Origin of the sequence: Pseudomonas sp. BCRC 81390, from assembly GCF_030341915.1 — a bacterium.
GTDB lineage: Bacteria > Pseudomonadota > Gammaproteobacteria > Pseudomonadales > Pseudomonadaceae > Aquipseudomonas.
Map to the genome: position 1 here is coordinate 35,390 of NZ_JATAAG010000020.1, position 14,301 is coordinate 49,690.

The 14,301-nt window shown below is 64.6% G+C and carries 12 protein-coding genes and 4 tRNA genes; all 16 read right to left on the reverse strand.

Annotation, left to right across the window (positions count from 1 at the left end):
- Nucleotides 1-157: 157 nt before the first annotated feature.
- Nucleotides 158-234 (reverse strand) — tRNA-Asp (locus tag QSV36_RS10705).
- Between the two features lie 141 nt (nt 235-375).
- Nucleotides 376-452: transfer RNA gene (locus tag QSV36_RS10710), tRNA-Asp, on the reverse strand.
- 100 nt (nt 453-552) lie between these two features.
- Nucleotides 553-629 (reverse strand) — tRNA-Asp (locus tag QSV36_RS10715).
- A 66-nt stretch (nt 630-695) separates the two neighbouring features.
- A tRNA-Val gene (locus QSV36_RS10720) sits at nt 696-771 on the reverse strand.
- Nucleotides 772-938: 167 nt separating this feature from the next.
- Nucleotides 939-1,712 (reverse strand): SDR family oxidoreductase, encoded by a 774-nt coding sequence (locus tag QSV36_RS10725; protein ID WP_289131573.1) that lies wholly within the window; start codon nt 1,710-1,712, stop codon nt 939-941.
- Nucleotides 1,709-2,920 (reverse strand): O-succinylhomoserine sulfhydrylase, encoded by a 1,212-nt coding sequence (locus QSV36_RS10730; RefSeq protein ID WP_289131574.1) that lies wholly within the window; start codon nt 2,918-2,920, stop codon nt 1,709-1,711. Before QSV36_RS10730 ends, QSV36_RS10725 begins: the two co-directional genes overlap by 4 nt.
- Nucleotides 2,921-2,935: 15 nt before the next feature.
- On the reverse strand, nt 2,936-4,441 hold the full coding sequence (gene purF, locus QSV36_RS10735) for an amidophosphoribosyltransferase (protein ID WP_170028951.1): 1,506 nt from the start codon (nt 4,439-4,441) through the stop codon (nt 2,936-2,938).
- A 42-nt stretch (nt 4,442-4,483) separates the two neighbouring features.
- Nucleotides 4,484-5,041 (reverse strand): CvpA family protein, encoded by a 558-nt coding sequence (locus QSV36_RS10740; RefSeq protein WP_170028950.1) that lies wholly within the window; start codon nt 5,039-5,041, stop codon nt 4,484-4,486.
- A 203-nt stretch (nt 5,042-5,244) separates the two neighbouring features.
- Nucleotides 5,245-5,916: an SPOR domain-containing protein gene (locus QSV36_RS10745; protein ID WP_289131575.1), complete on the reverse strand. Its 672-nt coding sequence runs from the start codon at nt 5,914-5,916 to the stop codon at nt 5,245-5,247.
- Nucleotides 5,900-7,207 carry a bifunctional tetrahydrofolate synthase/dihydrofolate synthase gene (folC, locus tag QSV36_RS10750; RefSeq protein ID WP_289131576.1) on the reverse strand — a complete coding sequence of 436 codons (1,308 nt, stop codon included), beginning with the start codon at nt 7,205-7,207 and terminating at the stop codon, nt 5,900-5,902. Before folC ends, QSV36_RS10745 begins: the two co-directional genes overlap by 17 nt.
- Entirely contained in the window at nt 7,207-8,100 is an 894-nt protein-coding gene (gene accD, locus QSV36_RS10755; protein ID WP_289131577.1) for an acetyl-CoA carboxylase, carboxyltransferase subunit beta, read from the reverse strand. The genes folC and accD overlap by 1 nt, the downstream gene beginning before the upstream one ends.
- Nucleotides 8,101-8,315: 215 nt before the next feature.
- Entirely contained in the window at nt 8,316-8,936 is a 621-nt protein-coding gene (locus tag QSV36_RS10760; RefSeq protein WP_289131578.1) for a phosphoribosylanthranilate isomerase, read from the reverse strand.
- 61 nt (nt 8,937-8,997) lie between these two features.
- Nucleotides 8,998-9,855 (reverse strand): tRNA pseudouridine(38-40) synthase TruA, encoded by an 858-nt coding sequence (gene truA, locus QSV36_RS10765; RefSeq protein ID WP_289131579.1) that lies wholly within the window; start codon nt 9,853-9,855, stop codon nt 8,998-9,000.
- A 128-nt stretch (nt 9,856-9,983) separates the two neighbouring features.
- A complete protein-coding gene (locus QSV36_RS10770; protein ID WP_289131580.1) occupies nt 9,984-12,680 on the reverse strand; it encodes a motility hub landmark protein FimV in 2,697 nt (898 codons plus the stop codon).
- Nucleotides 12,681-12,751: 71 nt separating this feature from the next.
- Nucleotides 12,752-13,756 (reverse strand): aspartate-semialdehyde dehydrogenase, encoded by a 1,005-nt coding sequence (locus QSV36_RS10775; protein WP_289131581.1) that lies wholly within the window; start codon nt 13,754-13,756, stop codon nt 12,752-12,754.
- Between the two features lie 296 nt (nt 13,757-14,052).
- The coding region (locus QSV36_RS10780) for an integrase core domain-containing protein (protein WP_289131582.1) at nt 14,053-14,301 on the reverse strand (249 nt) is incomplete at its 5' end.

Sequence of the window (14,301 nt, forward strand, 5' to 3'; positions counted from 1 at the left end):
CAGCAGGCAGGCACAGGAACCGCTGATCGGTGAAGAGTCTGTCAGATTCGTGTAAATCTGGGCCAAGGCCGGCGATGGCCAGGCACTGAAACGAAAAAAGCGACCCTGAGGTCGCTTTTTCGTGCTTCGAGGCGTTCAAGGGGCCTCAAGGCGAAGATGGCGCAGCGGACGGGACTCGAACCCGCGACCCCCGGCGTGACAGGCCGGTATTCTAACCGACTGAACTACCGCTGCGTATCATTCAGGCTTGCGCCCGATTGAAACCTGGGTCTACCCTTCCGGCTTGATGGCCTCAGGACAGGCACAAAAAAAGCGATGACTGGATCGCTTCTCTCGTGTTTGCTTCAAGGTGTTCAAGGGACCTTGAAACGAAGATGGCGCAGCGGACGGGACTCGAACCCGCGACCCCCGGCGTGACAGGCCGGTATTCTAACCGACTGAACTACCGCTGCGTATCGTTCAGGCTTGCGCCCGATTGAAACTGGGATCAGTCCAAGGCAGCTTGCCTTGCGACTTCAGACCGGTGCCAGGCACCCATCTGTTACTGAAAAATGGCGCAGCGGACGGGACTCGAACCCGCGACCCCCGGCGTGACAGGCCGGTATTCTAACCGACTGAACTACCGCTGCGCAGTGCGTTCCTCTCTGGCTATCGGCTTCTTGCGAAACCTTGAGCACCAGGAACTTCTCAGGAAGTGGTGGGTGATGACGGGATCGAACCGCCGACCCTCTGCTTGTAAGGCAGATGCTCTCCCGGCTGAGCTAATCACCCTCGCGATGTTGCTTGTTGCGTTTGCTTCGCTGAGGCCGCGAAATTTACGCAGGTGGTGAAGCTAAGTCAATAGCCCCATTGAATTTTTTTCAAAAAAGGTCGGTTTGCTGCACCGACCTCTTCGCGGGCATGCCCGCGAAGAGGTCAGTACAGGATATGCAGAATGCTCAGGTGTAGATCATCTTGCGGGTCATGCCGCCATCGACCACGAATTCCTGGCCGGTAACGAATGCAGCCTGGCGCGACAACAGCCAGGCCACCATGGCCGCCACGTCTTCCACCGTCCCTACCCTGCCGGTCGGATGCTGGGCATGGTCGGCCTCGGTCAACGGTTCGGCACGACGCTGCGACGGGTCGCGAGCGTCGATCCAGCCCGGGCTCACCGCATTGACGCGGATCTCCGGGCCGAGGCTCATGGCCAGCGCATGGGTCAACGCCACCAGGCCGCCCTTGCTGGCTGCGTAGGCCTCGGTGTCGGGCTCGGACTGCCGCGCCCGGGTAGACGTCAGGTTGACGATCGCCCCGTTGTGCGCGCGCAGGTACGGCGCACAGTGCTTGGCCAGCAGCATCGGGCCACTGAGGTTGACCGCCAGCACGCGGTTCCACTGCGCCAGGCTCAGGCTTTCCAGGGTATGGTTGTGCGGGTTGGCAATGGCCGCGTTGCACACCAACGCGTCCAGGCGGCCAAACTGCCCCAGCACCTCGGAAACCCCGGCACTGACCTGGGCCTCGTCGGCAACGTCCATGGTAATGAACCAGGCGTTGCCACCCAGGGCCTTGGCCACCTTGGCACCACGCTGGCGATCAAGATCACTGAGCACCACCTGCCAGCCTTCGCAGATCAGCCAGGCGGCAATGCCCAGGCCAATGCCGCGCGCGGCACCAGTGACCAGGGCTACCCGGCCGTTGTGGCCGGGCGCAGCGCCGCCGATCTCGATCACAGTGCCGCCAGCCCGCGCGCCAGGTCGGCCTGCAGGTCAGCCACGTCTTCCATGCCCACGGCAACGCGGATCAGGCTGTCGCGGATGCCCGCAGCTTCACGCTCCTGCGGCGTCAGACGGCCGTGGGAAGTGGTGGCCGGGTGGGCGATGGTGGTCTTGCTGTCACCGAGGTTGGTGGTGATGGAGATCACCCGGGTGGCGTCGATGAAGCGCCAGGCGCCCTCTTTGCCACCCTTGACCTCGAAGCTGACCACCGCACCGAAGCCACTCATCTGGCGCTTGGCCAGCTCGTGCTGCGGGTGGCTCGGCAGGCCGGCGTAATGCACCTTCTCCACGCCCTCCTGCTGCTCCAGCCATTCGGCCAGCAACTGGGCGCTTTCACAGTGCGCACGCATGCGCAGGCGCAGGGTTTCCAGGCCCTTGGTGAAGATCCAGGCATTGAATGGGCTGAGGGTCGGGCCTGCGGTACGCAGGAAACCGACCACTTCCTTCATCTGCTCGGCACGCCCGGCAACCACGCCGCCCATGCAGCGGCCCTGGCCGTCGATGAACTTGGTGGCCGAGTGGAACACGATGTCGGCACCCAGCTTCAGCGGTTGCTGCAGCGCCGGGGTGCTGAAGCAGTTGTCCACTACCAGCATGGCACCGTGGGCGTGGGCGATTTCGCTGAGGGCAGTGATATCGACCAACTCGGCCAGCGGGTTGGACGGCGACTCGACGATCAGCAGCTTGGTGTTGGCCTTGATGGCCTTTTCCCAGCCAGCCAGGTCGACCAGCGGCACGTAGTCCACCTGCACGCCAAAGCGCTTGAAGTACTTCTCGAACAGGCTGATGGTCGAACCGAACACGCTTTGCGACACCAGCACGTGGTCACCGGCGCTGCACAGCGACATCACCACGGCGAGGATCGCGGCCATGCCGGTGGACGTGCCCACGGCCTGTTCGGCGCCTTCCATGGCCGCCAGGCGCTCCTCGAAGGCGCGCACCGACGGGTTGGTATAACGCGAGTAGACGTTGCCCGGCGTTTCCCCGGCAAAGCGCGCGGCGGCGTCGGCAGCCGTGCGGAACACATAGCTGGAGGTCAGGAACAGCGCTTCGCTGTGCTCGGCCTCCGGTGTACGGTGCTGGCCGGCGCGCACCGCCAGGGTGTCGAAACCGACACCCTCGAGGTCGCTGTCCAGCCGCCCGGCATCCCATTGATCCGTCATGCCGTCGCTCCCGAATCAGTTGTTGTACAGGTCGATGATCGCGCTGACTGCCTGGTTCTTGACCTTGGCCAGGTCATTGCGGGCTTGTTCGATGCGGTCGAGGTAGGCCTCGTCGATGTCGCCGGTGACATATTCACCGTTGAACACCGCGCAGTCGAAGTGCTCGATCTTGATCTTGCCGCCACCGACCGATTCGATCAGGTCCGGCAGGTCCTGGTAGACCAGCCAGTCGGCGCCGATCAACTCGGCCACCTGTTCGGTGGTGCGGTTGTGGGCGATCAGTTCGTGAGCGCTCGGCATATCGATGCCGTAGACGTTGGGGTAGCGCACCGCAGGGGCTGCGGAGCAGAAGTAGACGTTCTTGGCGCCGGCTTCGCGGGCCATCTGGATGATCTGCTTGCAGGTGGTGCCGCGCACGATCGAGTCGTCCACCAGCATCACGTTCTTGCCGCGGAATTCCAGCTCGATAGCGTTGAGTTTCTGGCGTACCGATTTCTTGCGCGCGGCCTGGCCAGGCATGATGAAGGTACGGCCGATGTAGCGGTTCTTGACGAAACCTTCGCGGAATTTCACGCCCAGGTGGTTGGCCAGCTCCAGGGCCGCGGTGCGGCTGGTGTCCGGGATCGGGATGACCACGTCGATGTCGTGGTCCGGGCGCTCGCGCTGGATCTTCTCGGCCAGCTTCTCACCCATGCGCAGGCGCGCCTTGTACACCGACACGCCGTCCATGATCGAGTCCGGGCGGGCCAGGTAGACGTGCTCGAAGATGCACGGCTGCAGTTTCGGCGCGTCGGCGCACTGCTTGGTGTACAGCTGGCCTTCTTCGGTGATGTAGACCGCTTCGCCGGGTGCCAGGTCGCGGATCAGGGTGAAGCCGAGCACGTCCAGGGCCACGCTTTCCGAGGCGATCATGTATTCCACGCCTTCGTCGGTGTGACGCTGGCCGAACACCACCGGGCGGATGCCATTGGGGTCGCGGAAACCGACGATGCCGTAGCCGGTGATCATCGCCACCACGGCGTAACCGCCGACGCAGCGGCTGTGCACATGGGACACCGCGGCGAACACGTCTTCTTCGGTCGGCTGCAGCTTGCCGCGTACGGCCAGCTCATGGGCGAACACGTTCAGCAGCACTTCCGAGTCAGAGTTGGTGTTGACGTGGCGCAGGTCGGACTCGTAGATCTCCTTGGCCAGCTGCTCGACATTGGTCAGGTTGCCGTTGTGTGCCAGGGTGATGCCATAAGGCGAGTTGACGTAGAACGGCTGGGCCTCGGCCGAGGTAGAGCTGCCCGCGGTCGGGTAGCGCACGTGGCCGATGCCGATGTTGCCGACCAGGCGCTGCATGTGGCGCTGCTGGAAGACATCGCGCACCAGGCCATTATCCTTGCGCAGGAACAACCGGCCGTCATGGCTGGTCACGATACCGGCAGCGTCCTGGCCGCGGTGCTGGAGGACCGTAAGCGCGTCATACAGCGCCTGATTGACGTTCGACTTACCGACGATACCGACGATGCCACACATGCGACGCAACCCCTACTTTGACGAAACTTGAGTGAATAGCGCTCAGGGCTTTGCCGGCCCGAGCAACTGTTCCTTGAACGGAAGATCAGCTGGAGTGCCGATCAGCCCACTGGGTGTCCACTGGCCGGTAAAACCCAGGATCAGGTTTTTCGACCAGTCGGCAACCAAGAGAAATTGTGGTATCAGGCGTGATTCCTGCCACCAGGTGTCCTGTTGAACCGGCCCCAGGCTGATCAGCCCGATGGCCACCACCACCAGCAAGGCCCCGCGAGCGGCACCGAAGGCCATGCCCAGGAAACGATCGGTGCCGGACAGCCCGGTCACGCGGATCAGCTCGCCGATGAGGAAGTTGATCATGGCGCCTACCAGCAAGGTGGCGACGAAAAGAATGGCGCAGCCGGCGATGACACGCATCGACGGCGTCTGGATGTAGCTTTCAAGATATACCGAGAGCGAGCCGCCGAACATCCAGGCAACCGCACCGGCAATGATCCAGATGAGCAAGGACATGGCTTCCTTGACGAAGCCGCGCTTGAGACTGATCAGTGTGGAGACGGCGATGATCGCGATGATCGCCCAATCAACCAGGGTAAATGCCACGGTGCTGCCTGCAGACGTTTGAGGCGGCGCATTTTACCAGAGCGGCGAGAGGTTGGGTAAGCGGAATGTCAGGTCGATTGGTGTTGGCTTCATCGTCGGCAAGCCAGCTCCCACAAGTATCGCGCGCAAAAACAAAACGCACGACTTCTGCAGGAGCGGCCCGGTCGCGACACGAGGCCACGCCTACGGGGCCGAGGCCAGTATCAGCTGCGCTCGGGCTGGAAACGCACCACAAAGCCCTTGAGGCTGTTCTGACGGTTGATCGCATCGCGCATGCGCTCGGCCTCGGCGCGCTCGATCAACGGCCCAACGTACACCCGGTTCATGCCACCCGCCGAGCGGACATAGGCGTTGTAACCTTGGCTACGCAAGGTTTGCTGCAGCTTCTCGGCACCGGCGCGGTTGGACAGGCTGGCCAGCTGGATGGACCAACTGACCGGCAGGCCATTGACGTCGATCTTCGATGGCGCTTCCGCTTTGGCCACCGCTGCGGCCGGGGCCGAAACCACTGCCGGCTTGGGCTCGACCTTTGGCGCGGGCGCCTGCGCCTTGGGCGGCTGAGCCTGCACCTGCACCTGCACCTGCGGCGACGGCGTGATCGGCTGGCTGGGCGGGCTCGCCGGTGCGGTGGATTCCTCCACCACCACCGGTGGCTGTTGTGGCTCTGGCGCAATGGCCTGCGGCTCCGGCACGGCGACCGGCTCCACCTTTACTTCCGGCAGGCTTGGCATGGCCGGTGCCTGCGGGGCCTCGACGTGCACCTGGCGCATCTCGTCCTCGCGGGTGAACAGCATCGGCAGGAAAATCACCGCCAGCGCCACCAGCACCAACGCACCCACCATGCGCTGTTTCATCCCTTTATCCAGCACTGCCATCTACTCCACCCTCCTGGGCGTGCCGCTCCAGCCATTCCAGCGCCTGGGCAACACAGAAAAACGAACCGAACAGCAAGATCTGGTCATCCGCCGTCGCCTGCGCGCATTGCCCTTCAAGGGCGGCGTCGACGCTGGCATAAGACTTCACCGCGGCGCCGAGGTTCGTCAAGGCCGCGACCAGCTCGGCAGCCGGGCGGCTGCGCGGGGTGTCCAGCGGCGCCACCGCCCAGTCGTCGACCAGGCCCTGCAGCGGCGCGACAACGCCGGGCAGGTCCTTGTCGGCGAGCAGCCCGAACACTGCCAGGCGACGCCCGCTCAGTGGTCGCGCTGCCAGGCGTCGCGCCAGGTATTCTGCGGCATGCGGGTTGTGTCCCACATCCAGCAACAGCTCAACCGGCCGCCCCTGCCAGCTCAGCAGCCGGCGATCGAGGCGCCCGGTGATACGGGTATCCAGCAGCGCCTGGCGAATCTGCCCGGCGTCCCACGGCAACCCCATCAGCAGGTAGGCCTGCAGGGCGAGCGCGGCGTTCTCCATCGGCAGGTCGAGCAAAGGCAGGCCGGGCAACGCTACCGGCTCACCCGTCGCGGCCGTACCGCGCCAGCTCCAGTGGCCATCGGCACCGGCCAGGTCGAAATCGCGCCCGCGCAGGAACAATGGCGCAGCCAGCTCGGCGGCCTTGTCCAGCAGCGGCTGCGGCGGATCCAGGTCACCACACAGGGCAGGCTTGCCCTGGCGGAAGATCCCGGCCTTTTCAAAGGCCACCTGCTCGCGGGTATCGCCCAGATAGTCGACATGGTCAACGCCGATGCTGGTCACCAGGGCCAGGTCGGCATCCACCACGTTGACGGTATCCAGGCGCCCGCCCAGGCCTACTTCCAGCACCACCGCGTCCAGTTGCGACTGGTAGAACAACCAGAACGCGGCCAGGGTGCCCATTTCGAAATAGGTCAGCGAAATATCGCCCCGCGCCGCTTCGACAGCGGCGAAGGCGTCACACAGGCGCTGATCGCTGGCTTCCTGGCCATCGATCAGCACCCGTTCGTTGTAACGCAACAGGTGCGGCGAGCTGTACACGCCGACCTTCAAACCCTGGGCACGCAGCAGCGAAGCCACGAAGGCGCAGGTCGAGCCCTTGCCGTTGGTGCCGGTCACCGTTACCACGCGTGGCGCCAGCTTGCCCAGCGCCAGCCGGGCAAGCACCTTTTGCGACCGCTCCAGGCCCATGTCGATGGCCGTGGGGTGCAACTGCTCGAGGTAGGCGAGCCATTCGCCCAAGGATCGTTGTGTCATCACGCGACGGTAGCCGCCTCACGCGCCTGCGCCGGGGTGTCCTGGCCAGTCATCTGCGCCAGCAGGCGAGCCAGACGCGGGCGCAGTTCACCACGCGGGATGATCAGGTCGATGGCACCGTGCTCCAGCAGGAACTCGCTGCGCTGGAAGCCTTCCGGCAGTTTCTCGCGCACGGTCTGCTCGATCACCCGCGGGCCGGCGAAACCGATCAGCGCCTTCGGCTCGCCGACAATCACGTCGCCGAGCATCGCCAGGCTGGCGGAAACGCCACCGTACACCGGGTCGGTCAGTACCGAGATGAACGGGATGCCTTCTTCACGCAGGCGCGCCAGCACGGCCGAGGTCTTGGCCATCTGCATCAGCGAGATCAGCGCTTCCTGCATGCGCGCGCCGCCGGAGGCGGAGAAGCACACCATCGGGCAGCGGTGCTCCAGGGCATAGTTGGCGGCGCGTACGAAACGCTCGCCGACGATCGCACCCATGGAGCCGCCCATGAACGAGAACTCGAAGGCACTGACCACGATCGGCATGCCCATCAGGGTGCCGCTCATGGAGATCAGCGCGTCTTTCTCGCCGGTCTGCTTCTGGGCGCCGGCCAGGCGGTCCTTGTACTTCTTGCCATCACGGAACTTCAGGCGGTCGACCGGCTCCAGCTCGGCGCCCAGTTCGGCACGGCCATCGGCGTCGAGGAAGATGTCGATGCGCGCACGTGCGCCGATGCGCATGTGGTGGTTGCACTTGGGGCAGACATCCAGGGTCTTTTCCAGCTCCGGACGATACAGCACGGCCTCGCAGGCCGGGCATTTGTGCCACAGGCCTTCAGGCACCGAGCTCTTCTTCACCTCGGAACGCATGATCGAAGGGATCAGTTTGTCGACTAACCAGTTGCTCATGCTTTCTTTCTCCAGTATCGGCAGGCGGGCCCGGTAGCGCCGGCCCTGCCCTTGAGCTCACAATCTTTCATGAAACGATGATGGACCGACCGCCGGGGCTTCCGGCGCGCCGCTCCACCGCTAATGTATGTTCTGCCGCCACAGACGCTGACGGCTGCCCCACAGGGCTGCGAAAGCTATGGACGATGGCGCGCAGCCAGCCGTCACATCTGCCATCACGCCTGTTTCACCGCCTGCAGGAAGGCCTCGATCTTCGCCGCATCCTTGATGCCCTTGGCCTGCTCCACGCCGCCACTGACATCTACCGCGTAGGGCCGCACCTGGGCGATGGCCTGGCCGACATTGTCGGCAGACAACCCACCGGCCAGGATGACCGGTTTGCTCAGGCGCGCCGGCACCAGCGACCAGTCGAACGCCTCACCGGTACCCCCGGGTACGCCAGGCACATAGGTGTCCAGCAGGATGCCACGGGCCCCGGCGTACAGCTGGCAGGCCGCCTCCAGGTCGTCGCCCGGGCGTACGCGCAGGGCCTTGATCCAGGGACGCTGGTAGCCTTCGCAGTCCTGCGGGGTTTCATCGCCGTGGAACTGTAGCAGGTCCAGCGGCACCGCTTCGAGAATCTCGTTCAGCTCGCAGCGCGTGGCGTTGACGAACAACCCCACCGTGGTCACGAATGGCGGCAGCGCGGCGATGATCGCCCGTGCCTGACGTACGTCCACCGCCCGCGGGCTCCTGGTGTAGAACACCAGGCCGATGGCGTCAGCCCCTGCCTCGGCAGCGGCCAGTGCGTCTTCGATGCGGGTAATACCGCAGATCTTGCTGCGAACGTTGCTCATGGACAGCGAACCCTGCTGGTGGCAGTGAAAGGCCGGATGTTAACAAATGACGTTTGGCCCGTCAGTCAGCCAATGCCTCGTAGCCAGTCAAAAAGTGTGGGCCGATGTAACGGCTGGGCAGTGCATACGCCTCGGGGTACTCCACCTGCACCAGGTAAAGCCCGTACGGGTGCGCCGTGACCCCGCCTTCGCGACGGTTGCGCCCTTCCAGCACCTCGCGCGCCCAGGCGACCGGGCGTTCGCCGGCGCCGATGGTCATCAGCACACCGGCGATGTTGCGCACCATGTGGTGCAGGAACGCCGTGGCGCGTATGTCCAGCACGATCATCTGGCCATGCCGGGTAACGCGCAGGTGGTAGATGTGCTTGATCGGCGACTTGGCCTGGCACTGGCTGGCCCGGAAGGCGCTGAAGTCATGGGTGCCGAGCAGGCACTGCGCGGCTTCGGCCATGCGCTCGACATCCAGCGGGCGATGGTTCCAGGTGACCTCCTCGGCCAGGTGCGCGGGGCGGATCGGGTCGTTGTAGATGACGTAGCGGTAACGCCGGGCACAGGCCTTGAAACGGGCATGGAAGTCGGCCGGCATCGGCCGCGACCAGACCACACTGATGTCATGCGGCAGGTTGAAGTTGGTGCCCATGCTCCAGGCGCGCTCGTCGCGCACGGCGCGGGTGTCGAAATGCACGACCTGCCCACAGCCATGTACGCCGGCGTCGGTGCGCCCGGCGCAGATGACCGAAATCGGCTCGTTGGCCACCTTGGACAACGCTTGCTCGAGCGCTTGCTGGACACTTGGCACGCCGCTGGCCTGGCGCTGCCAGCCGCGGTAGCGCGCGCCCTTGTATTCCACGCCCAGGGCGATGCGAGAGTAGCCTTCGGCCGCAGACTCGGCGGCGGTGTCGATGATGTCCAAGAGCATGAAACCTGTGGGGTGTACGGAATGGCGGGGATTATAACGACAACGGCAGCCGTGTTGGGCTGCCGTCGGATCTGCATTGTCTTGATGGCCTTTTCGCGGGTTCCACGGAGAGGCCAGCCTTGTGTGCCTCAAACCAGACGGGAAAGCATGTCCTCGGCTTCCTGGCGCTGGTTTTCATCACCATCCTTGACCACTTCATCGAGGATGTCGCGCGCCCCCTGGTTGTCGCCCATGTCGATATAGGCACGCGCCAAATCAAGCTTGGTGGCCACTTCGTCGCTGCCGGAGAAGAAGTCGAAGTCCAGGTCGTCCAGCGGCTCGGGCTCTGGCTGGGCAGCGGCGTCTTCGCTGGTGAAATGTGGCTCCAGCGAGGGCGACTCGAGGCTCTGCGACAGCTTGTCCAGCTCGGCGTTGACATCGTCCAGCTCGGAGGCGAAGTTCTTCGCCGCTGGCGAATCATCTTCCAGCGACAACGACAGGTCGAAGTCGGATGGCAGGTCGAACTCGGACAATGGGTCGAACGCCGGCACGCTGTCGAAAGCAGCCAGTTCCGCGGCGACATCCACCGGGGTTTCGTCGGCAGCCGGCGCAGCCGGGGCAACCGGCTCGCTGACATCGAGGTCGAAATCGGACAGGTCGACAGCAGGTTGCGCTTCGGCCTGGGCCAGCATGGCCTCGAAATCGGCGTCGGCATCGGCCTGCAGCTCGGCATCGACGGCAAACGGTTGTTGTTCTTCCTGCGCCACTTGCGGCAGGGGCTCATCGAGTACCGGCTCGTCCAGCACCGGTTCGTCCAGCCCCGGCGTAGCCAGCGGGCTGTCCTCGGGCAGGTCATCACCCAGGCTCAGGTCGAAGGCAGTGTCCAGGTCCTGTTCGTCCAGGCCCGGCACATCGAGGGTCGGCACTTCATCGAAGGCATCCAGCTCAGGTGCAGCTTCAGGCTGCGCTGGCGTGGCGGCCTCCGGCTCGACCGCCAACTGCGGCTCGAGGGTTGGCAAGTCGTCCAGGCCGACTTCGGCAGGCGCTGGCGTTTCAGGCTGATCCTGCAGCAAGCCCTGCACATACTGTTCGTCCATCTCGGCAGCCAGGGCCGCAGCACCGAGGCCGGCAGCAGCCAGGCCGAGCATGGCCGGGTAGCGTTCCTTCAAGCCGGCGACCGCGGCGCTGTTCTGCTCGCTGGCCGGCAGTTTGCGCTCCTGCTCGACGAACGCGCTCTGGTCACCCTGGCGGGCGTACACGTCCATCAGTTGCAGGCGCAGGTCATCACGCTCCGGCGCAGCAGCCACGGCGGGCTCCAGCAGGTCGGCAGCGCGGTTCAGGCGGCCTGCGGCCAGGCATTGCCCGACCTCTTCCAGCAGCGCGGCGTACGGGTCGGCCTGTGCCTCGGGCTGCGTTTCGACGGCGGCCGCCAGCGGCTTCTCTGCTGCTGCGGCAGCGGCGGCCGAAGCGGCGACCACGGCTGGCGACAGGGTCACGCTCGGGGCCGAAACATCGACGCCATCGAGGCTTGCGCTGTCGTTGTCGAAGCCTGTGGCCTGCTCTTCTTCCAGCGCGCGCGCCATGCGCAGGTGTTTTTCGGCTTCCTGCTGGGCCTTGCGCTTGCGCGCCAGCAGCAACAGCAGAAGCAGAAGCACGAGCAACGCGCTGCCGGCGATCAGCCCCAGCAGCAGCGGGTTGCCGGTGATTTCATCCAGTACATTGCCAGGCTGTTCGCCGGCTGCAGGCTCGGCGGCAGGCGCCGGCTTGGGTGCGGTATCCACGGCGGCAGGCGCCGGTTTGACCACCGGTTGAGCATCGGCCGCGGGCTGGGCCGGGGCAGCTGCCCCCTGGGCCTCCAGGCGGGCCAACTGGTTGTTCTTCAGCTCGATCAGGCGCTGCAGCTTGTCCAGCTGGCTCTGCAGGTCGGCCATGCGGCTCTTGAGTTCTTCGTTGTCGCGACGACTGGTGTCAAGGCTTTCCTCGGCCACGGCCAGCTTGTCGCTGAGCGCCTTGGCCTGGTCGGCACCGGCGTTGCCCGGGCTGACCAGGCGCAGGTTGTCGCCCTGGGCGATACGCGCCGGTGCCGCCTCGGCGGCACCACGACGGGTGGCATCCAGCTGGCGGGCACGCGGGCCCAGACGGCGGCCTTCACGCCAGGCGGCATACTGCTCGGCCACCTCGCTGATCGCCTCGCCCTGCGGGATGCTCTGGATCTGCTGCTGGTCAGGCAGGCGCAGCACCTGCCCCACCTTCAGCTGGTTGATGTTGTTGCCGATGAAGGCGTCCGGGTTCAGCGCCTGGATCGCAATCATGGTCTGCTGGATCGAGCCACCCTGGGTGTTGCGCGCGGCAATCTGCCACAAGGTGTCGCGGCGCTGGGTGGTGTAGCTGCCGGCAGCGGTCACTGCCGGTGCGACATTGCCCGCTGCCGGCTTGTCGCCCTGGGCCTTGGCCTGGTCGAGCAGCACGCTGTAGTCACGCAGCAGGCGGCCCTGCGGCCACATCACCTGAACCAGGAACTTGACCACCGGGCCCGGCAGCGGCTGGCTGGAGGTAACCCGCAACACGCTCCTGCCGTTGGGGTTGATCACCGGCGTGAAGGTAAGGTCTTCAAGGTAAGGCGGCAGCGCTACCCCGGCCTTGCTGAACTCTTCCGGCGGCGCCAGGCTCGGCGCCACTTCGGCGGCGGTAAGGTCGCGCACGTCCAGCAGCTCGATCTCGGCGTCCAGCGGCTGGTTCTGTGCCGACTTGAGGGTCAGCTCCCCCAGGCCCAGGGCATTCGCCATGCCCGACGACAGCGCCGATGCTGCAGCCATGGCCAGAACCAGTTTGCGAATTCGAAGCATGACCTCTTCCCTTGTATGAAGCGTCCTGAAACCTGCATGCGGAGCAGGACAAAAGTGCTCGCCAGTATCTTTTACGGCATGTGTTTAATCAACAACTGCGCCACTTGCACAGCGTTTAGCGCGGCACCTTTGCGCACATTGTCGGTGGTCAGCCAGAGGTTGAGCTGCTGCTCCTCATCAACACCATGCCGTACACGACCAACATAGACCACGTCTTGGCCCACTGCGTCACCCACCGGGGTCGGATAATCATCGCGCTCCACCAGTTCGACACTGTCGGCCGCCTCGAGAGCGTGTTGAATCGCCTCCAGGTCCACCGGGCGGCGGCTCTGCACCGCCACACTGAAGCTATCGCCAAAAAACACCGGGACTTGAACACAGCTCACGGAAATCTTCAGTTCCGGCATGTCCAGCAGCACGCGCAATTCGTTGACCAGGCGCCGCTCCAGCGCGGTATGGCCCTGTTCATCGGCGGCGCCGACCTGGGCCAGCAGGTTGAAGGCCACCTGGCGGTCGAAGAAGCGTGGCTCCAGCGGCCGGGCATTGAGCAGCTCGGCGGTTTGCCGGGCCAGTTCGGTGACCGCTTCACGGCCTTGCGCGGACACCGCCAGCGCCGCCATCACCTGCACCCGCTCGATATCCAGCAGGCCCTTGAGCGGCGCCAGCGCAACGGCCATGGCCACCGCGGCCGAGCACGGGCTGACGATGCGCGCGGGCAGCGCCAGGCCGGCCAGGCGTGCGGCGTTGGCTTCTGGTACCAGGGCCAGGGCGTCGTCCAGGCCACCGGACAGGTCGATGACCGTACAACCCGCCTGCAACGCCTTACCGGCAAAGCTACGGCTGACAGCGGCGCCGGTGGCGAAGAAGGCCAGCTTGACCTGGGCGAAGTCGAAGCTGTCCACTTCGCGCACTTTCAGCTTCTTGCCGGCGAACATCACGCTGCTACCAGCCGATTCCATGCTGGCCAGCAGGTGCAGCGTACCGACCGGGAAGGCCAGTTCTTCGAGGATCTGTACCAAGGCTTCACCGACGCTGCCGGTGGCGCCGACGACGGCGATGTCCAAAGGGTTTGTCATGGAAGGAGTCCTTTTGCTGAAAACGGCGGGGGCGGCACTTTACTTGGATTGTAGAGTTTTGTCTGTGCCGGCCAAAACCCAGCCCCACAGCCAAACCCTGCTCACTCCGCTCTTGCTCTTGCTCTTGCTCTTGCTCTTGCTCTTGCTCTTGCTCTTGATCTTGATCTTGATCTTGATCTTCGCGACTTCAGGAGGCCGGAGTGAGGGAACCCCGGAGCGCAGCGTAGGGGCCGGATGATAGGAGCGCAGCGTTTTTTGGTGGGCCTGCCCCGTGACAGCGGACGCCAAGAAGCTGGCTACAGAGCCAACTGCCTTAAGCCTTTTGCGTATTCGTTCGGTGAACGGTAACCCAGTGCTGAATGCAGTCGACAGCTGTTGTAAAACCCATGGATGTAGCTGGCAATTGCCAGGTGAGCCTGTTTCTTTGTGGGGTAGACCGCGCAGGCTTCCTCTCTCTTCAATGTAGCGAAGAAACTTTCAGCTACGGCGTTATCCCAGCAGTTTCCTCTCCGACTCATGCTTTGCGCGAAGCCCTTCTTGGCCAA